Source organism: Lactobacillus gallinarum, from assembly GCF_002160635.1.
GTDB classification, from domain to species: domain Bacteria; phylum Bacillota; class Bacilli; order Lactobacillales; family Lactobacillaceae; genus Lactobacillus; species Lactobacillus gallinarum.
This window is the reverse complement of record NZ_NFKZ01000005.1, coordinates 43,094-61,600: the sequence shown is the minus strand read 5'-3', so window position 1 is coordinate 61,600 and position 18,507 is coordinate 43,094. Positions and strand designations below refer to the sequence as shown.

20 protein-coding genes and 1 riboswitch are annotated in these 18,507 nt (G+C 36.0%); of the genes, 18 read left to right on the top strand and 2 right to left on the bottom strand.

All coding sequences use genetic code 11. The features are described from left to right. From pyk to B5E95_RS03395, 14 genes are all read left to right on the top strand, one after another. The gene (gene pyk / locus B5E95_RS03460) at positions 1-1,770 is read left to right on the top strand and encodes a pyruvate kinase (protein ID WP_025005736.1); all 1,770 of its coding nucleotides are present in this window, start codon (positions 1-3) and stop codon (positions 1,768-1,770) included. A gap of 129 nt (positions 1,771-1,899) precedes the next feature. After that, positions 1,900-2,793 (top strand): CvfB family protein, encoded by an 894-nt coding sequence (locus B5E95_RS03455; RefSeq protein ID WP_025005737.1) that lies wholly within the window; start codon positions 1,900-1,902, stop codon positions 2,791-2,793. Further along, complete coding sequence (xerD, locus tag B5E95_RS03450; RefSeq protein ID WP_025005738.1) at positions 2,780-3,685, top strand: site-specific tyrosine recombinase XerD; 906 nt, start codon at positions 2,780-2,782, stop codon at positions 3,683-3,685. Before B5E95_RS03455 ends, xerD begins: the two co-directional genes overlap by 14 nt. 10 nt (positions 3,686-3,695) lie before the next feature. Beyond that, entirely contained in the window at positions 3,696-4,052 is a 357-nt protein-coding gene (locus B5E95_RS03445) for a reductase (RefSeq protein ID WP_025005739.1), read from the top strand. Next, entirely contained in the window at positions 4,045-4,785 is a 741-nt protein-coding gene (locus B5E95_RS03440) for a segregation and condensation protein A (RefSeq protein WP_087235576.1), read from the top strand. Before B5E95_RS03445 ends, B5E95_RS03440 begins: the two co-directional genes overlap by 8 nt. Beyond that, positions 4,775-5,368 carry an SMC-Scp complex subunit ScpB gene (scpB, locus tag B5E95_RS03435; protein ID WP_087235575.1) on the top strand — a complete coding sequence of 198 codons (594 nt, stop codon included), beginning with the start codon at positions 4,775-4,777 and terminating at the stop codon, positions 5,366-5,368. Before B5E95_RS03440 ends, scpB begins: the two co-directional genes overlap by 11 nt. Beyond that, positions 5,368-6,084, top strand: coding sequence for a pseudouridine synthase (locus tag B5E95_RS03430; RefSeq protein WP_025005742.1), 717 nt, complete (start codon positions 5,368-5,370; stop codon positions 6,082-6,084). The genes scpB and B5E95_RS03430 overlap by 1 nt, the downstream gene beginning before the upstream one ends. A 28-nt stretch (positions 6,085-6,112) precedes the next feature. Next, a riboswitch (FMN riboswitch) is annotated at positions 6,113-6,225 on the top strand. 80 nt (positions 6,226-6,305) lie between these two features. Further along, positions 6,306-6,995: an ECF transporter S component gene (locus tag B5E95_RS03425; RefSeq protein ID WP_025005743.1), complete on the top strand. Its 690-nt coding sequence runs from the start codon at positions 6,306-6,308 to the stop codon at positions 6,993-6,995. 102 nt (positions 6,996-7,097) lie between these two features. Then, entirely contained in the window at positions 7,098-7,565 is a 468-nt protein-coding gene (locus B5E95_RS03420; RefSeq protein WP_025005744.1) for an SAG1386/EF1546 family surface-associated protein, read from the top strand. Between the two features lie 52 nt (positions 7,566-7,617). Next, entirely contained in the window at positions 7,618-8,292 is a 675-nt protein-coding gene (gene cmk / locus B5E95_RS03415; protein ID WP_025005745.1) for a (d)CMP kinase, read from the top strand. A gap of 71 nt (positions 8,293-8,363) precedes the next feature. Next, on the top strand, positions 8,364-9,575 hold the full coding sequence (gene rpsA / locus B5E95_RS03410) for a 30S ribosomal protein S1 (RefSeq protein WP_025005746.1): 1,212 nt from the start codon (positions 8,364-8,366) through the stop codon (positions 9,573-9,575). Between the two features lie 67 nt (positions 9,576-9,642). Further along, positions 9,643-10,950 (top strand): ribosome biogenesis GTPase Der, encoded by a 1,308-nt coding sequence (der, locus tag B5E95_RS03405; RefSeq protein ID WP_087176181.1) that lies wholly within the window; start codon positions 9,643-9,645, stop codon positions 10,948-10,950. A 169-nt stretch (positions 10,951-11,119) separates the two neighbouring features. After that, positions 11,120-11,395, top strand: coding sequence for an HU family DNA-binding protein (locus B5E95_RS03400; RefSeq protein WP_003547110.1), 276 nt, complete (start codon positions 11,120-11,122; stop codon positions 11,393-11,395). Positions 11,396-11,481: 86 nt separating this feature from the next. Then, positions 11,482-12,729, top strand: a complete 1,248-nt coding sequence (locus tag B5E95_RS03395; RefSeq protein ID WP_025005747.1) for a tetratricopeptide repeat protein — start codon at positions 11,482-11,484, stop codon at positions 12,727-12,729. Between the two features lie 40 nt (positions 12,730-12,769). On the opposite strand, the gene B5E95_RS03390 is transcribed toward B5E95_RS03395, so the two are convergent. Then, entirely contained in the window at positions 12,770-13,657 is an 888-nt protein-coding gene (locus tag B5E95_RS03390; RefSeq protein WP_087176180.1) for a YitT family protein, read from the bottom strand. 91 nt (positions 13,658-13,748) lie between these two features. On the opposite strand from B5E95_RS03390, the gene B5E95_RS03385 reads away from it, so the two are divergent. Continuing rightward, the gene (locus B5E95_RS03385; protein ID WP_025005749.1) at positions 13,749-14,948 is read left to right on the top strand and encodes a CCA tRNA nucleotidyltransferase; all 1,200 of its coding nucleotides are present in this window, start codon (positions 13,749-13,751) and stop codon (positions 14,946-14,948) included. 34 nt (positions 14,949-14,982) lie between these two features. Here the strand turns inward: B5E95_RS03385 and trhA are convergent, their stop codons facing one another. Continuing rightward, positions 14,983-15,642, bottom strand: a complete 660-nt coding sequence (gene trhA / locus B5E95_RS03380) for a PAQR family membrane homeostasis protein TrhA (RefSeq protein ID WP_035434335.1) — start codon at positions 15,640-15,642, stop codon at positions 14,983-14,985. Between the two features lie 137 nt (positions 15,643-15,779). Here trhA and B5E95_RS03375 point away from each other — a divergent pair, with 137 nt between their 5' ends. The 3 genes from B5E95_RS03375 to B5E95_RS03365 are packed head-to-tail and all read left to right on the top strand — an operon-like array spanning position 15,780 to position 18,503. Then, the gene (locus B5E95_RS03375) at positions 15,780-16,628 is read left to right on the top strand and encodes a DegV family protein (RefSeq protein WP_087235574.1); all 849 of its coding nucleotides are present in this window, start codon (positions 15,780-15,782) and stop codon (positions 16,626-16,628) included. A 2-nt stretch (positions 16,629-16,630) separates the two neighbouring features. Then, a complete protein-coding gene (locus tag B5E95_RS03370; protein WP_025005752.1) occupies positions 16,631-16,861 on the top strand; it encodes a YozE family protein in 231 nt (76 codons plus the stop codon). Positions 16,862-16,907: 46 nt separating this feature from the next. Next, positions 16,908-18,503 carry a cation:proton antiporter gene (locus B5E95_RS03365; RefSeq protein ID WP_087235573.1) on the top strand — a complete coding sequence of 532 codons (1,596 nt, stop codon included), beginning with the start codon at positions 16,908-16,910 and terminating at the stop codon, positions 18,501-18,503. Positions 18,504-18,507 lie beyond the last annotated feature (4 nt).

Genomic DNA, 18,507 nt, shown 5'->3' with positions numbered 1-18,507 from the left:
ATGAAGAAAACTAAGATTGTTAGTACTTTAGGACCAGCTTCAAACGATATTGAAACTATTACTGCTTTAGCTAAAGCTGGTGCAAACGTATTCCGTTTCAACTTCTCACACGGTGACCACCCAGAACACCTTGCTCGTATGAAGATGGTTCGTCAAGTGGAAAAGGATACTGGTTTGCTTCTTGGTATCGACCTTGACACTAAGGGTGCTGAAATCAGAACCACTGAACAAGAAGGTGGTAAGTTTACTATTAATACCGGTGACATGATCCGTGTATCAATGGACGACACTAAGAAGGGTAACAAGGACATGATCCACGTTACCTACGAAGGTTTGTACGATGATACTCACGTTGGTGGTCACGTATTAATCGATGATGGTTTGGTTGACCTTTTGATCAAGGAAAAGGACGACTCAAAGAGAGAATTAGTCTGTGAAGCTCAAAACACTGGTGTTATCGGCTCAAAGAAGGGTGTTAACGCTCCTGGTGTTGAAATTCGCCTTCCAGGTATCACTGAAAAGGATACTGACGACATTAAGTTCGGTTTACAATACGGTATTAACTTCATTACTGCTTCATTTGCACGTAAGGCTCAAGACATCTTAGACATCCGTAAGCTTTGTGAAGAAGCTGGTGCAGATTACGTTAAGATCTTCCCTAAGATTGAATCACAAGAAGGTATTGACAACGCTGACGAAATCTTACAAGTTTCAGATGGTTTGATGGTTGCTCGTGGTGACATGGGTGTTGAAATTCCATTCATGGAAGTTCCATTTGTACAAAAGAGCTTAATCCGCAAGGCTAACGCACTTGGTAAGCCAGTTATTACTGCTACTCAAATGCTTGACTCAATGCAAGAAAACCCACGTCCAACTCGTGCCGAAGTTTCTGACGTTGCTAACGCTGTTCTTGATGGTACTGACGCAACTATGCTTTCAGGTGAATCAGCAAACGGTCTTTACCCAGTTAAGGCTGTTAAGGCAATGGCTGAAATTGACGAACGTACTGAAAAGCAAATGCTTAAGCGTAACACTTTAGCACTTCAAAGATTCGAAGCTTACAAGGGTTCAAATGTAACTGAAGCTATCGGTGAATCAGTTGTACGTACTGCTCAAGAATTAGGTGTTAAGACTATCATTACTGCAACTAACTCAGGTTACACTGCACGTATGATTTCTAAGTACCGTCCAAACGCAGACATCATTGCTTTGACTTTCGATGAAAAGATCCAACACTCATTGGGTATCGTTTGGGGTGTACAACCATTATTGACTGAAAAGCCTAAGTCAACTGATGATATGTTTGAAGTAGCTGCTAAGGTAGCTAAGGAAAAGGGCTTTGTTAAGGATGGCGACCTTGTAATCATCGTTGCTGGTGTTCCAGTTGGTGACTCAGGTACAACTAACTTGATGAAGTTACAAATCATCGGTAACAAGCTTGTTCAAGGTTTAGGTGTTGGTAACGGTTCAGTTATCGGCAAGACTGTTGTAGCAAACTCAGCTGAAGAAGCTAACAGCAAGGTTAAGGAAGGCGACATCTTAGTTGCTAAGACTACTAACCCAGACTACAACCCAGCTATCAAGAAGGCTTCAGGTTTAGTTGTTGAAGCTTCAGGTTTGACTTCACACGCAGCAGTTATCGGTTTATCATTAGGTATCCCAGTTGTTGTTGGTGCAACTAACGCTACTGAAAAGATTTCTGATGGTTCAACTATTACTGTTGATGCTCGTCGTGGTGCTATCTACCAAGGCGAAATCTCAAACCTTTAATTAAAAGATAAAATAAAAATAGATTAGCTAATCAAAAAAATAGTCAGCTTTCGAGCTGGCTATTTTATTTTGCGCAAATATCTTTTATACTTGTATATGAAAGAATATGTAAAGTAGGAGATTATAAACATGCTTGGAACTGTTGCAAAAGGAAAAATAATTGATGAAAATGATAATGCCTATTATGTACAAATTGATGGCACTACTTATGAACTAAAAAAGCAAGAGCTTACCCAAGACGAAATTCCTAAGATCGGTGATGAAATAGAAGGCTTTATTTATGATAACAAGTCTCATGATCGAGAAATGACCCAGTTTTTACCTTTTGCTCAGCCTGATCAATATGGCTGGGGCAAGGTAACAGAAGTTCGACCGGGTTTAGGTGTATTTGTTGATGTCGGATTACCCGATAAAGATGTGGTAGTATCTATGGATGACTTGCCACGAGAAAAGGAAAGATGGCCTCGTCGTGATGATCGTCTTTTGGTGCGATTAGAAACCGACTATAAGGATCGAATTTGGGCTAAGTTAGCAGATGAAAATATTTTTGATCAGTTAGCAGCAAACTTTCCGAATGGAATGAATAATGAAAATGTTTTCGGAACTGTTTATGCTAGTCGTGAAATTGGTGCCTTTGTTTTAACTAATGATTATTATTTAGGTTTTGTACACGAATCACAAATGCCTCGTCCAATGCGCTTAGGTGAACAGTTTAAGGGCAGAGTTATTGGTATCAGTCAATATGGTCGATTAAATTTAAGTACTTTGCCACGTGCTTTTGAAGAAATTGACGATGATGCTCAGATGATTTTGATGAGTTTGCGCCGAAGAGAGACTAAAACTTTACCATTTTACGATAAATCTGATGCGCAAGATATAAAGCGTTACTTCGGTATTTCTAAATCCGCATTTAAGCGCGCATTAGGTCATTTGCTCAAAGCAGGCTTAATCGAAGAAGATAAAACTGCCGGTGCTATCACTTTAATTAAAGATCCAGAAGAGAATACTGATGGAGAAGAATAAACTACAAGACCAGATTGATGATTATTTACGCTATAGTCAAATTGAACGTGGCCTAAGCAATAATACGATTACTGCTTACCGTCAAGATTTGGAAGAGTACCTGGCTTTTGTAAAAAAAGAGGGTATGAATTCTTGGCCAACAGAGGCTAGCGATGTAGATGCCTTTTTAGCAAGACAATACGATTTAAATAAAGCTACTAGTTCAATTAGTCGGCTCATTTCTAGTATGCGTAAATTTTATCAATGGCTTGCGCGTCAAAACATTCAGAAGTTAAATCCAATGCTTGAAATTGATTTACCTAAAAAAGAGCGACGTCTTCCTGTAGCTCTAAATCAGAAAGAAATTAATGATTTGCTTGCACAACCTGATATTAAACGAAAATTGGGTTTAAGAGATCGAGCAATATTGGAAACTTTATATGCGACTGGTATGCGTGTAAGTGAATTGATTAATTTGGAATTACAAGACTTACATGAAGATTTGGGTTTAGTTAGAGTATTGGGTAAAGGCTCTAAGGAGCGCTTGATACCGATTAGTTCAGTTGCTTTGCATTGGATAAAGCAATATCAACAAGATGTGCGAGATCCATTAATTTTAAAAGCTGGTCAAAATGATGAGCATATTTTCTTGAATAGTCGAGGCAAGCAACTTACACGGCAGGCAATTTGGCAAATGATAAAAAAATATTGTCAATCTGCTGGAATTACTAAAGATGTTACTCCCCATACATTGCGCCATACGTTTGCAACGCACTTACTTGAAAATGGGGCAGATTTACGGGTAGTGCAAGAGATTTTGGGACACTCAGATATTAGTACTACCCAAATTTACACTAATCTATCTCAAAAACATATTTTACAAGTATATCAAAAGACACATCCTCGTCTTTAGGTGATTAATAATGCTAATACAATATAAAAAAGACTATGAAAAAACGGCAATGGGATTACTCTCATATTTGCCTGATTTTAAAAATATTGAAAATCTAAAAGAAGAAGTAGGACTTAATCAAGAAGATAATGATTTTCTGCTTTATTTGTACCGTAATAAACAGAATAATATTGTAGGAGTGTTGGGTACACAAGTAACTAAGCAGTTTGTTGTGATCAGATATCTTTCTTTAGCTCCCGGTTTTCGTGAAATTAGTTATGAAAAAGAAATTGTCAGTGAGTTAAAAAATGAATACCCTGATAAAAGAGTTACCGCTGTACCTGAATATACCAATTTATTAAAAACTGTCGAAGAAGATAATGAATAAAAGTAATTTAACGTTAGAGTTACCTAATTTTGAGGGGCCATTAGATTTATTGCTCCATTTAATTCAATCGCAAAAAATAGATATTTATGATATTCCCATTGCTCAAATTACTAGTCAATATTTAGAGTACTTGAGGCAAATGCAAAGTCTGAATTTACAAATTGCTGGGGAATATTTTGTGATGTCTTCAACTTTGCTTAGAATAAAGTCACAATATTTATTGCCACAAAATGATTTTGTAGATGAAGTGGAAGCTGAAGATGATCCTCGGGATGAATTAGTACAGCAATTAGTACAATATTCAATTTTTAAAAAGATTTCTGCATATTTTAAAGAAAGAAATGAAGAAGTACCAATTGTTGTGTCAAAGGAAGCAAGTGTTTCAACTTCTGTTAAGGTTCAACCATTGCCTAAAGGACAAATTACTTCAAATGAACTGGCAACAACTTTTTCCATGGTTCTCCGCAGATTAAAGATGCGTCAACCGGATACTGCTTCAATTAAAGTGGCTGAGACTCCAATTAACGAAATGATTGATTATTTGCATCGGCGTTTGGCAAAAAAACGACAAGTCAGCTTTTTTAGTTGTACTGATCAAATGCATAGTATTTCTGATGTGATTGGTTTGTTTTTAGCAATGCTTGAATTGAGCAAAAAACACGAAATTCGAATTTTACAAGCAAGAGAATTTGGTGATTTAAATTTAGAAAGAATTGATGTAAATGGCAAGTAAAGAGGCAAATTTAGAAGCACTTTTATATGCGGCTGGTGATAATGGATTAGAAGAGCAAAATTTAATTGAAATGCTAGAGATTGATAGTGAAACTTTAGATAAGGTTGCCGAGAATTTGCAACGAAAGCTAACGAAGAATTCAGATTCTGGCTTGCAATTAATTCATATTGCTCATACATACAAGTTGACTACTAGTCCGCAAACAGCCAAGATTATTGAAAAATATTTTCAAAAAGATTTAACAAAAAACTTAAGTCAATCAGCTCTAGAAATTTTGGCAATTGTTGCATATCGTCAGCCTATTACTAGGGTAGAAATTGATGATATTCGTGGGGTTAATTCATCTGGAGCATTGCAGACATTAGTTTGGCGCGGTTTGATTAAAGCCGATGGCAAAAAAGATGCTCCTGGACATCCTAAATTGTATGTAACTACGGATTATTTCTTACAGTATTTTAATTATCATAGTTTAGCAGATTTGCCTTTAATAGAAGATTTTGCGGATAATGATAGTAATGGTGAAATAGATTTGTTTGAGGCAAAAGGAACCGCAGATAAGCAAATGCAGAAAGAGGAAAGATAATGGTAGAGAGACTGCAAAAAGTAATAGCAGAAGCAGGAATTGCTTCCAGAAGAAAAGCAGAAAAAATGATTGTAGCTGGCCGCGTGAAAGTGGATGGTAAGGTAGTTACTAAGCTAGGAACCAAGGTTGAAACTTTCAGTAATATTACGGTTGATGATGAACCAATTGAAAGAGAAAGCTTGCATACATATCTTTTCTATAAGCCACGTGGTGTTGTTTCTACTGCAGATGATGATAAGGGTAGAAAAACGGTTGTTGATTATTTTGAAGATGTGCCATATCGTTTATATCCAGTTGGCCGTCTTGATTATGATACTTCAGGTTTGCTTTTAATGACTAACGATGGTAAGTTAGCTAATTTATTAATGCACCCTAGAAATGAAGTATCTAAAGTTTATGTTGCTAAAATCAAGGGGATTTTAACTCCTGATGAGATTAAAACATTAACTACAGGGGTTAAATTGGATCGTTTTAAGGCTGCTCCAGCAAAGGTAAAGATTCTTAAAACAGATAAGCGTAAAGATACTCAAATTGTTCAATTGACTATCCACGAGGGACATTATCATCAAGTTAAGCGTATGTTTAAGGCTGTAGGACATTTAGTTGAAAAATTATCCCGTGAAAAATATGCATTTTTAACCTTAGATTCTCTTACTTCTGGACAATATCGCGAATTGTCAAAGCGCGAAGTTGACAAATTAATGAGATTAGATTAACTTATACTTAGAAATTAAATATATAGGTTATTGTCTTCAGGGCAGGGTGAAAATCCCGACCGGCGGTTAGAGTCCGCGACCCACGCAAGTGGCTGAATCTTTTGATACCGATAGTTAAAGTCTAGATGGAAGAAGACAGATCAATAAAGTAAATCTTACTTTACTTTATAAAGGTCTGTTGCTGGAGCAATAGACCTTTTTTGTAGGAAGGAAAGTAAGTCATGAGTAAATCTAGAGCAAATGCTACAGGATTAGCTAATATTATTGCGTATGCGTTAATTGGGTGTATTGCCTTTGTGGTAATGAAATTTGAGTTTCCAATTATCCCTGGCGTAGGTTTTTTAAAGTTTGATTTTTCAGATGTAATTATTACAGTTGGAATGTTTATCTTTGGAGCTGTTCCAGGTGTAATTATTGCATTAATTAGAATGGTGTTAAGCTTGATTTTTGCTGGTTTTGCTTTACCAAGTGTAGTAGGTGAAATTGCAGCTTTTCTTGCTTCGATGTCTTTCTCTTTGCCATTTTATTTCTTTAGTAAGAATGTTACGGTTGAGAATAGAAAAACTAAGATGGGAATAGTTAAACCAATGTGTGGATTAATTATTGGTATTCTGGCAATGACCTGTGTGATGTCTTTAACTAACGCATTTATTTTGACTCCAGTATATGCAGTAACGGCGGTTCCTAATTTACCTGCGATTAATAGTTATGGTGCTTTGTATCACTTCACTGAAAAGGTATATCTAGGTCAGTTATTACATTTACCATCTATGCAAGCTTATATTTTTACGATTATAGTGCCATTTAATTTATTAAAAGGTGTAATTAACAGTGTCGTTGTATATTTGCTTTTTGAGGCAACTATTAAGACGATTAAGCCATTTGTACGAAAAAGATTTAATTTGAATTAAAGTAAAATCCCATTAACTTTTTAAGTTGATGGGATTTTTCATATTCAAAGACTATTAAAGTATGCTAGAATTAATCCGTTAAGTGAATGGAGGAATTTACAGATGGATAAAAAATCAACAGGGCCATATCAACACTATGAACGGCCAACTGAAAAGCGAAGTTCACAGGATAAGCAGCCCAGTGGATCTGCTAGATGGATTGCAGTTATTGTGATTTTAGTTGTTATATTAATTGCATTAATCCCAGTTGTTCATCGTTTGTCATCAGGCCATTCTGAAAAAGCTGAAGAAGTTCAAACAGTTAAGAAGGTTTCTTCTAAAAAGTCATCTAAGGCAATTAAATCATCAAGTAAAGCTAAAAAGACTTCATCTTCAGCTAAGAAGAATTCTGTTGAGACTAGTTCAAGTTCATCTCAAAAGACTGAACCTAAGACTTATTTAGTTAAAGATGGTGATACTTTAACTAATATTGCAGAAAAATATGGCATGACTGTTGATCAATTAGCCAGATTAAATAATCTTAAAGATTCTTCAAACGTCAATGTTGGCCAAACACTTAAATTGAGATAATCTTTCAGAAAGGGTAAAAGAGGTCGAGCAGTAAGATCTCTTTTTTATTAAAATGCAAGTAGCAGTAGATGGACCTGCATCAGCAGGTAAAAGCACGGTTGCTAAAATCATTGCTAAAAAGCTGTCTTACGTTTATATAGACACTGGTGCAATGTATCGTGCATGTACAGTTATTGCTCGTAATCATAAGCTAGATTACGGGGATGAAGCAGGAATTTTGCAAGCTATTGATGAAGATGGAATTGAATTGAAATCTGAACATGGTGAGCAAAAGGTGTATGTAGCAGGAAAAGATGTTTCTAAAGAAATTAGAACACCAGAAATTTCTGCTAATGTGTCACAAGTTTCTGCCTTGCCTAAAGTACGAGAAAAAATGGTTAGTTTACAACGTCAAATGGCAGGTAAAACTGATGTAATCATGGATGGTCGTGATATCGGTACGACCGTTTTACCAGATGCGGAAGTAAAGATCTTCTTAGTGGCTTCTGCTAGATCTCGTGCTGAGCGTCGACTTTTAGATTTTAAAGAGCGCGGCATTGAATCTAATCAGACAGTGGATGAAATCGAACAAGATATTGCAGCAAGGGACTATAAAGACTCACACCGCAAGATTTCACCATTAAAAAAGGCAGATGATGCAATTGAAATTGATACTACAAATATGTCAATTGAGCAGGTTGTAGACGCAATTTTAGCCGAAATCGAAAAAAGTCAAAAAAATTTTTAAAAAAACAGCACAAAATAGTAGAAAAATATCAAACTTTCCTTTAAAATGGGACATGATATTGGGAGGTACATATGTCAGAAAACAGTAATCAATTTTTAGACGCATTAAAGCAAATGCAAGGAGTTGAGGTCGGAGATATTGTCGATGTCGAAGTATTAGACGTTGAAGACGGCCAAATCGATGTTGGCGTTGTAAACGCTGGTGTTGAAGGCGTTATTACTCGTCGTGAATACACTTCAGATCGTAACACAGACTTACATGATTTAGTTAAGCCTGGCGACAAGTTCAAGGCCTTGGTATTAAGAAGAGCCGGTGGCGATAAGGAAAATGGTGAATTCTTCTTCTCAGTTACCCGCTTGAAGGAAAGAGAAGCTTACGACAAGTTACAAAAGGACTTCGAAGAAGGAAATGCTATCGAAGGTACTGTAACTTCATCAGTTCGTGGTGGTTTACTTGTAGATGTTGGTACACGTGGTTTCTTGCCAGCTTCATTAATTTCAAACCGTTACGTTTCAGATCTTAAGCCATACATTGGTAAGACTATGAAGCTTAAGATTACTGAAATTGATCCTAACAAGAACCGTTTGATTCTTTCACACAAGGATTTAGTTGAAGAAGAACGTGAAGAAGCATTTGATAAGGTTGCATCACAATTAGTTGTTGGTGACGTTATCGAAGGTAAGGTTTCACGCTTAACTAACTTCGGTGCATTTATCGATGTCGGTGGTGTTGACGGTTTAGTTCACATTTCAGAAATTTCTTACAAGCATGTTGATAAGCCAAGTGATGTTTTGAAGGCTGGTCAAGATGTTAAGGTTAAGGTCATTGGTATTGACAATGACAGACATCGTATTTCCCTGTCTATTAAGCAAACTGAACCTTCACCATTTGAACAAGCTACAGCTGACTTAAACGAAGGCGATATTTTTGAAGGCGAAGTTAAGTCATTAACTAACTTTGGTGCATTTGTTGAAGTTACTGACGGTATTCAAGGTTTAGTACACGTTTCAGAAATTTCAAACAAGCACGTTGACAAGCCAAGCGATGTTTTGAAGGTTGGTCAAACTGTTAAGGTTAAGGTTTTGAACATTGACCCAAGTGACAGAAGAATTTCACTTTCAATCAAGGCTGCTGACTCAAACGCTTCTTCATCAGATAACCACAGTTCTCGTCCACATCGTTCACGTAACGAAAACTCAGTTAACAAGAAGTACATGGGTGACAACGATAACGGCTTTGCATTAGGTGACATCATTGGTGACCAATTAAAGGACCGTAAGTAGTCATTTCTGTTAAAAAAGCCGACTCTGTGTCGGCTTTTTTATTTTTATATTTTTAAAGGAGGGGCATATGGCTTTACCAGTTGTTGCAATCGTTGGACAACCAAATGTAGGTAAATCTACACTTTTTAATAGAATAATCAATCAACGCTTAGCAATCGTAGAAGATAAACCCGGTGTTACTCGTGATCGTAATTATGCTCAAGCTGAATGGATGGGCCATAAATTTGATTTGATCGATACAGGTGGTATTACCTGGGAAGGCGGAAAAATCGAAGAAGAGATCCGTGCACAGGCTGAGATTGCAATTGAAGAAGCAGATGTCATCGTGATGTTAACTAATGTAGTAAATCATGTGACTGATCTTGATGAAAGAATTGCACATCTTCTTTATCGCACTAAAAAACCGGTAATTTTAGCGGTTAATAAGGCAGATAATCCTGAGCAAAGAAATGATATTTATGATTTTTATAGTTTAGGATTAGGTGATCCAATTCCTGTCTCTAGTAGTCATGGTACGGGAATCGGTGATTTGCTAGATGAAATAGTTAATGATTTTCCAGCAGAAAAAGATAGCGAAGCTGATGACGTCATTTCATTTAGCGTAATTGGACGACCAAATGTAGGTAAATCTTCAATTGTTAATAAATTATTGGGTGAAGATCGAGTAATTGTTGCAAATGAAGAAGGTACTACTCGTGATGCAGTTGATACGCCATTTACTAAAGACGGAATTAAATTTAAAGTTGTAGATACTGCTGGTATTAGAAGACGTGGAAAAGTCTACGAAAAAACCGAGAAGTACTCTGTCTTGCGAGCTATGGCTGCTATTGAACGCTCAGACGTGGTTTTACTTGTTCTTGATGCAAGTACAGGCATTAGAGAACAAGACAAGCACGTGGCCGGATATGCCCATGAAGCAGGGCGCGGAATTATCATTGTTGTAAACAAGTGGGATTTACCAAAGAAAAATAGTACTAGTGCTAAAGAATTTGAACGCGAGATTAGAGCTGAATTTCAATATTTGGATTATGCTCCAATTTTGTTTGTTTCAGCTAAAACTGGTCAACGTCTTGATCAAATTCCATCAATGGTTAAAGAAGTTTATGACAATCAAAATCAACGTATTCAATCAAGCGTGTTGAATGATTTATTGCTTGAAGCAAGTAAGTTAGTTCCAACACCAATGGTTAAGGGAAAGAGATTGCGCGTTTACTATATGACACAGGTAAGTACCAATCCACCAACTTTTGTTGTTTTTGTCAATGATCCAGAATTAATGCACTTTTCTTACGAACGATTTTTGATTAATCAATTGCGACAAAACTTTGATTTTGCTGGAACTCCGATCAAAATTCTTCCACGTAAGAGAAAATAATGAAAAAAACACCAATATTTTGTAAAAATCCTTGTTGTAACAGGGGTTTTGTGATATTTTGGTTTCTAGGAAACAATGATTAGTCTAGATCTAGATCATTATTCCTTGTTTTTTCAAAACAAAGAAAAAACTTTGAACTTCGGGTTCAAATTCAGGAGGTGAAATATTTATGGCAAATAAAGCTGAATTAGTTTCTGAAGTTGCTTCAAAGACTAAGTTAACCAAGAAGGAAGTTGCTGCTGCTGTTGATGCTATCTTTGGCTCAATTCAAGACAACCTTGCTAAGGGTGAAAAGGTACAATTAATCGGTTTTGGTACTTTTGAAGTACGTCACCGTGCAGCACGTAAGGGTCGTAACCCACAAACTGGTGATGAAATCGAAATCCCAGCTAGTGAAGTACCTGCATTTAAGCCAGGTAAGGCTCTTAAAGAAGCTGTTAAGTAAGATACTTAACCTTAGTTTAAAAAGACGTTGGACTTTGTTCCAGCGTCTTTTTTTAGTACAATTAAAGTCTGACTGGAGGCAAAATAATGAGTTATTCAGAACAATTACTTGATTCAATTCAAAACCATGATTTTTCACAAAGCAAACATCTTTTAAAAGAAGCATTAGATAAAGATGACCCTGAAATTTTATCTTCTTTAGCGGAAAATCTGACCGATTTAGGATTTACAGATTTAGCTAAAGAAGTTTATCGCGCTTTAATTGCAAAATTTCCTCAGGAAGACTTATTTAAAGTCTATTTGGCAGAAATTATGCTTAATGATGGAGATGAAGATGATGGCCTCTCGCTTCTGTATGGCGTTTCTAAAGAGTCTTCAGCCTATCTGGATAGTTTACTTGTACAAGCAGATTACTACCAAACAAGCGGCTTAATTGAGACAGCTAAAGATAAATTGCTTCAAGCTCTTAAACTTGCTCCAGAAGAGGATGCAATTAAATTTGGATTAGCTGAACTTGACTATTTAAGTGGAAACTATGAACAAGCCTTATCTTTATACCAAGATTTAATTCAGCGCCAGAAAACTTTTGGTGAAGTTAACCTAAATCAAAGATTAATTGCTACTAACGCAAAATTAGGCAATTACGAAGCAGCCGCAAAAATTATTAGAGAGCACAGCAGTAGCCTGCTAGATATTGATAGCAAGTATGAAGCTGGGCTAGTAATGCTAGCTGTTGGTGATGATGATCAGGCTATTAAGCTATTAGACGAAGTAATAGATCAAAGTCCTGATTATGTCAATGCTTATCCTTTACTTGCTCAAGCTTATGAACATAAGCATGATAACGAGCAAGTATTGCGCAGCGTACAAGCAGGATTAGCCTATAATGAATTAGATGAAACTCTTTATTCAATGGGAGCGCGTGCAGCCGCAAATTTGAATCAGTTGGACACTGCGGCAGATTTGCTCGAGAAGGGGCTTAAACAGGCGCCTGACAACAGTGAATTACGGATGCAACTATCTAACCTATATTTGCATCGACACCAGAATAAGCAAAATATTGCCTTATTCAAAGACTTTGATAATGAGAACATTGATGCTCAAGCTCACTGGAATATGGCTTTGTCATATGAACGTCTAGATGATACAGAAAAAGCACAAAGTGAATTTTTATTGGCTTATCCGGATTTTAAAGAGAATCCAGATTTCTTGCATCAAATGATTATGTTCTTTAGTGTTCAAAACAATCCTGATATTACTAAACAGTTATTGCAAAAATATCTTGAATTAGTACCCGAAGATATGGAAATGCAAGATTTGTACAATAATTTGTAAAAAATAAACGTCTGAGAAAATTGCTTTTCTCGGACGCTTTTTATTTACGGATTAATAAGTGATGCCGTTTTTGCTTATATGTAAATCCTTCACCTAACGCTTCGTGAACTTCAATAATTGACACAAATGCATTAGGATCTTCCTGCCTAATTAGTTGTTTAATAGTCGCTATTTCTCTAGGAGACACGACTACGTAGATTACTCGTTTATCATCTTGTTTATAACCACCTAGAGCTTTAAAGTAAGTAAAACCACGATCAAGTTTTAAATCAATCATTTTACCAATTTGTTCATACTTATTAGAAATAATTAATAAACCACGTGCACTATAAGCACCTTGTTGTACAGTATCCATTACGCGTGATAAGACAAAAGAAGCAAGCAAAGTATACATCATATGCTTGAGATCTAGATAGGACAGGGATGCAAATAAAACTACAGCATCACAGAATAGCAGCATTTTGCCAGATGAAATGCCAAATTTGATTTGACAAATTCGAGCAATAATATCAGTCCCGCCAGAGGTACCGTTATATCTGAAAACCAGCCCTAAACCTATACCTGAGAGTACACCTGCTGAAATTGCAGAAAGGAAGAGGTCGTGTTCTAAATCTAATTGTTTTATAATAGGTACTGAACGCCAAAACCAAAGAAAAAAGGAAAGGCAGAGCGTTCCCCAGATTGTATAGGTTAATAAGCGTTTGCCCATAAAACGATAACCTAATATGATTAATGGGATATTAAGTACTAGGGTGGAAAGTCCCATATTAATATTCCAAAAATGGCGTAAGATAAGTGAAATACCACTTATTCCACCGTCGGCTAATTCATTGGGAACTGAAATGATTTCCAAGCTTAGTCCATAGATGGCACATCCTAATGCAATCATAAAGATATCAATCGCGGTAGATTTATTGATTTTAAGCATAATGATTACCTCCTTTATGTCTTTCCCTTCATTTTAACAAACTAAAAGTGAAAAGTTATAAATAAAGAAATTAAGAATTGAGATTTTGCTAATGATTAAAGTAGATAAATTACCAGAAGTATTTATTAAAGCAATGCCGGTTTTACAGATTTTAGAAGATGCCGGCTTTGAAGCATATTTTGTCGGTGGTTCAGTGAGAGACCTTTTACTTGATAGACATGTTCATGATGTAGATATTACTACTAGTGCCTATCCTGAAGAAGTTAAAGAGCTTTTTGAAAAGTCGATTGATACAGGAATTAAGCATGGTACGGTAACCGTTTTGTATGGCGGTGAAAGCTATGAAATTACCACTTTTAGAACTGAATCTGGTTATCAAGATTTTAGAAGACCAGATCATGTTACATTTGTACAAAACCTTGATGAAGATTTAAAGCGCAGAGATTTTACAATTAACGCACTAGCAATGGATCTTCATGGGCAAATTGTTGACCTGTTTAATGGTATAGAAGATTTAAAAAATCATATTATTCGTGCGGTTGGTGATCCTGAAAAGAGATTTCATGAAGATGCATTAAGAATGATGCGGGCAGTTCGTTTTACCAGTCAATTAAAATTCAATTTGGAAGAAAAGACTGGACAAGCAATTAAGGATAATCATGAACTTTTAAAGAAAATTTCGGTAGAACGAATTCGGGATGAATTTGTAAAGATGGGATTGGGTCCTCATTCAAGACAAGCTTTTCAGATTTTCCTTGATACGCAATTAAGTGAAGATGTTCCTGACTTTGCAGGAAAAAAAGAATTACTGCAAATTTATCCACGTTTGCAGTTTAGTCCAACTCTTGAAACAAGTTTGTGGTCATTGATTATTATTCTACTTAAGCTTCCTAATGAAGAAATCAGTCGATTTATGCGAGATTGGAAAAATTCTAATGCTATGACTGAACAGGTAGGACGTATTATTAAATTCTTTGACCTTATTTCTGATTATACTCCGAATGATTATGAATTATTCCAAGCAGGTGAAAGGACAATAATTAATACTATCGATGTGGCTCATATTTTGGGACAGCCTGTTGCTTCGGAAGCGTTGGTTGATCGTTATATGGCTTTGCCGATTAAAAAGCCAGCTGAGCTTGCAATAGATGGACGCTTTTTAATTAAGCATGGGATGCGTCCTGGTGCTCAATTAGGACATACTCTTAATCAAATTAGAGAATTAGTAGTTTCAAGCAGATTAGAGAATAGTCCAGATGCAATAGAAAAGTATTTAGAAAATTTAGATTAACTAAAAAAGATGTATCAGAATTGATACATCCTTTTTAAACGTAAAGTAAAACGGAAAAATACATTAAAATAGAACCTAACATGACGAATAAATGCCAAACCGTATGGATAAATGGCACATTACGCATACTGAATAAAATCGCTCCGACCGTATAAGCAATACCACCACTGACTAATAGCCAAAAGCCTGTTGGGCTAAGACGCACATACAAGTATGAACCGGATAAAATTACTAACCAGCCCATAGCAACGTAAAGTACGGTGTCGAGAATTACATGCTTTCCCCGGTTGAAAATATAATAGATGATCCCAAAGATCGTTAATCCCCAGATCAAGCCAAATAATGTCCAACCCCATGCACCGCCAATTGCAACTAAAGAGTATGGGGTATATGAACCTGCAATCAAGAGAAAAATTGAAGAATGGTCGAAAATCTGGAAGACATTTTTAGCTCGCGTAAAAACTAAACTATGATATAAAGTTGAAAACAAATATAACAAGACTAGGCATGAACCATAAATAGTAAAAGTTACTATGCGCATGGGACTGCCAGTATGTGCAGCTTTAACAATTAAAACTACTAAGCCTGCAACAGCTAGACCAAAGCCGATGCCATGTGTAATAGCACTAAAAATGTTATCAAGTAAATAGTATCTTTCCGATCTTAATTTTGGCTCCTGCCAAAGTTTTTTCATTTTTGTGATGCAACAATCCAACAATCCAATCATTCCTTTTTTCTTCTGGAAAATTTTTGATATACTAACTATATGTTACTTGCTCATATTTTATCATAAAAATTAAAGTGAGCATCTTAGAATAGGGGTCGAATACATTGTCAAAAATTAAAATTATGACAGATTCCTCAGTTCAATTAACTGAAGAAGAAATAAAAAAATATGATATTACTGTTGTACCTTTGTCAGTAACTATTGATGGTAAGACATATGTTGACGGTGTAGATATTACTAGACGCGACTTTATTGAAAGAATGGATGAAGGCAGTGATGTGCCTAAGACCAGTCAGCCTCCAATTGGTCGCTTTGTAGAAACAATTAAAAAGTTGACTGCTGATGGCAGTGAAGTGTTAGGAATCTTTTTGGCTAAGTCTCTTAGTGGAACAATCGATGCCGCTAAGCAAGCAGCTCAAATGGTTCCTGATGCTAAGGTCGTATGCCATGATTCTGGTTATACAGATCGAAGCGAAGGCTATGAAGTCCTTGCTGCAGCTAAAGATGCTCAAGCAGGCAAGTCTATTGATGAAATCTTGGATCATCTGAAGAAAATGGAAGACAATATGTATTTGGAAATGATGATTCCTGATTTAACCAATATTGTAAAAGGCGGCCGACTTGGAAAATTGGCTAGTCGTGTAGTCAGCATGTTAAATATTAGAATCTTCTTGCAAATGAAGAATGGGAAAGTCTTAGTACCTAAAAAGGGACGGGGCAAGAAATTCACCGAAAAGTTTAATGATATGTTGGTTGACCAATTGAAGGAATTGGGCGATCAGGTTAAGCAAGTAGGTATTTCATATGTTGATACACTAGATGATATGGAAAAATTAGCTGCTCGTTTTAAGGAAGTAAATCCTAATTTAGATATTTTGATTCGAGAAACTAGTCCAATTATTATTACTCATGCAGGTCATGGTGCCTACGCAGTTATGTTTTATACGGAGTAAAAATGGCTTATCGAGAAAGTTTTTATCGTTATTTGATGACGCAGCGTGATGCGGATTCTTCAGATGAAATAGCACAATTTGCGAATAACGCACAGCATGATCTGACTTTTCCTAAGCAGGAACAAGATTATGAAAAATTGTCAGATTATTTAGAACTTAATGCTAGTTATTTACCAAGTATGTCTATTTTTGATCGTGCATATAGAATGTATGAAGACAAAATGATGTATTAAGCCCAAGCCTCTGTTGCCTGGGCTTTTTCATTGGATGAGAAATAAAATGGAAGTAATGATTTTTATTGGAGTGCTCGTCTTTGCTGTTGCCATGGCAACGATGATCCAGCAACGATTTTTACAAAAAATATCAGTTAATTATATTGCCCTAGTTATTGGGATGGCGATTGCGTTAGTGCCGCAGACCAATCTTTTAATTGAAAATTTTAATTCAGAAGTCTTTTTGGGCTTGATTGTCGCACCGCTCTTATTTTTTGAGGGCCAAAGAACTCGGCTATATAGTATTTTACGTAGCTGGCGTGCAATCGTTGGCTTAACGGTAGTAATGATCGTGTTAGCAACAGTTGTAGCAGGATTGGGAGTTTATGCTATAGGACTTTCTCTGCCACTATCATTTATTTTGGCATCTGTTTCTACACCAACAGATGCAACGGCAACTGAATCAGTCATTCACGGGCTAAAGCTGCCTAAAAAAATTAGTTTTTATCTTAAAGATGAATCTTTATTTAATGATGCGTCCGGTATTATACTGCTCAATATGGCAGTAGATTGGTATATTCATAAGCAGCTTCATGTTGGTGAAGCGATTATTGACCTCCTTTATTCTGCTGGTGGTGGAATTGTGCTAGGAATTTTAATCGCGGCTATTCTAGTCTTTTTGAGGCAAAAGAGCTTCAGATCAAAATACCATTTGGTATCTGATGTAAAGATGCCCATGGAAGTTTTATTCTTTTTGACACCTTTTATTATTTATTTTGTAGCTGAAGAAATTCATGTTTCAGGGATCATAGCTGTGGTAGCTGCAGGTTTACTTCACAACGTAGAATCTGAGCGTAGTCGTTTAACGAATGCATCGATTTTTTACAGTAATCACCAATTTTCACAATTAATAATTGATATTTTAAATGGTGCTGTCTTTTTGCTTTTAGGAATTATTATTATTCGATCAATGCGCGATGATGTTTTCAATCAACAGACGATTGAGGCAATTTTAATTGGTATAATTTTATATGTTGCGAATTTGGCAGTGCGCTTTTTCTATTGTCGATTTTCACCATCAATTAAAGGAAAAGTCAATTCAAAGGACGCATTAATCTTTAGTTTAGGTGGAATTCATGGTGCAGTGACTTTTGCCTTGGCTTATACTTTAAGTGAAATGAGCGTTAATATTGCTGATCTTCATTTGATTTTAGTTAGTGAAATTGTATTGATTTTATTAAGTTTAATAGTTCCTACAGTTGTGTTTAGATTTATTTTGGAAAAAGACAAGCCTGATTTAGATCAAAGGAAAGAAGTAAATCGTGTACGCAAGGCGATGGTTCATTATGCACTAAAGCAGATGAATCAGATTTATTTGCCTAAAAAGATTCGCAAGCAGCTAGATTTCGATTTGCGAACACAAATGAATCAAACTTCTATTAAGGATTTTGTTAGAGAAGTTAAATATACTGTTAAACAAAAAGAATTAACAGATGATCAAAAAGAATTTAGAGCGGAAGTTTATCGCTATACTTTTAGACAAGAACGTAATTATTTAGGAAAAATTGCACAGCAAGAACAAGAGTATCGGCATGGCTTTTTGGTATTATATCGAGAAATTTTGATTGCGGAAGTAATTTTCTTAGGTGATGAAGAAGAATAATATT

Bases quoted from the DNA above. Each gene is read 5' to 3' on its own strand.
- pyk (WP_025005736.1), top strand. From the start codon at position 1: ATGAAGAAAACTAAGATTGTTAGTACTTTAGGACCAGCTTCAAACGAT.
- B5E95_RS03455 (WP_025005737.1), top strand. From the start codon at position 1,900: ATGCTTGGAACTGTTGCAAAAGGAAAAATAATTGATGAAAATGATAAT.
- xerD (WP_025005738.1), top strand. From the start codon at position 2,780: ATGGAGAAGAATAAACTACAAGACCAGATTGATGATTATTTACGCTAT.
- B5E95_RS03445 (WP_025005739.1), top strand. From the start codon at position 3,696: ATGCTAATACAATATAAAAAAGACTATGAAAAAACGGCAATGGGATTA.
- B5E95_RS03440 (WP_087235576.1), top strand. From the start codon at position 4,045: ATGAATAAAAGTAATTTAACGTTAGAGTTACCTAATTTTGAGGGGCCA.
- scpB (WP_087235575.1), top strand. From the start codon at position 4,775: ATGGCAAGTAAAGAGGCAAATTTAGAAGCACTTTTATATGCGGCTGGT.
- B5E95_RS03430 (WP_025005742.1), top strand. From the start codon at position 5,368: ATGGTAGAGAGACTGCAAAAAGTAATAGCAGAAGCAGGAATTGCTTCC.
- B5E95_RS03425 (WP_025005743.1), top strand. From the start codon at position 6,306: ATGAGTAAATCTAGAGCAAATGCTACAGGATTAGCTAATATTATTGCG.
- B5E95_RS03420 (WP_025005744.1), top strand. From the start codon at position 7,098: ATGGATAAAAAATCAACAGGGCCATATCAACACTATGAACGGCCAACT.
- cmk (WP_025005745.1), top strand. From the start codon at position 7,618: ATGCAAGTAGCAGTAGATGGACCTGCATCAGCAGGTAAAAGCACGGTT.
- rpsA (WP_025005746.1), top strand. From the start codon at position 8,364: ATGTCAGAAAACAGTAATCAATTTTTAGACGCATTAAAGCAAATGCAA.
- der (WP_087176181.1), top strand. From the start codon at position 9,643: ATGGCTTTACCAGTTGTTGCAATCGTTGGACAACCAAATGTAGGTAAA.
- B5E95_RS03400 (WP_003547110.1), top strand. From the start codon at position 11,120: ATGGCAAATAAAGCTGAATTAGTTTCTGAAGTTGCTTCAAAGACTAAG.
- B5E95_RS03395 (WP_025005747.1), top strand. From the start codon at position 11,482: ATGAGTTATTCAGAACAATTACTTGATTCAATTCAAAACCATGATTTT.
- B5E95_RS03390 (WP_087176180.1), bottom strand. From the start codon at position 13,657: ATGCTTAAAATCAATAAATCTACCGCGATTGATATCTTTATGATTGCA.
- B5E95_RS03385 (WP_025005749.1), top strand. From the start codon at position 13,749: ATGATTAAAGTAGATAAATTACCAGAAGTATTTATTAAAGCAATGCCG.
- trhA (WP_035434335.1), bottom strand. From the start codon at position 15,642: ATGAAAAAACTTTGGCAGGAGCCAAAATTAAGATCGGAAAGATACTAT.
- B5E95_RS03370 (WP_025005752.1), top strand. From the start codon at position 16,631: ATGGCTTATCGAGAAAGTTTTTATCGTTATTTGATGACGCAGCGTGAT.
- B5E95_RS03365 (WP_087235573.1), top strand. From the start codon at position 16,908: ATGGAAGTAATGATTTTTATTGGAGTGCTCGTCTTTGCTGTTGCCATG.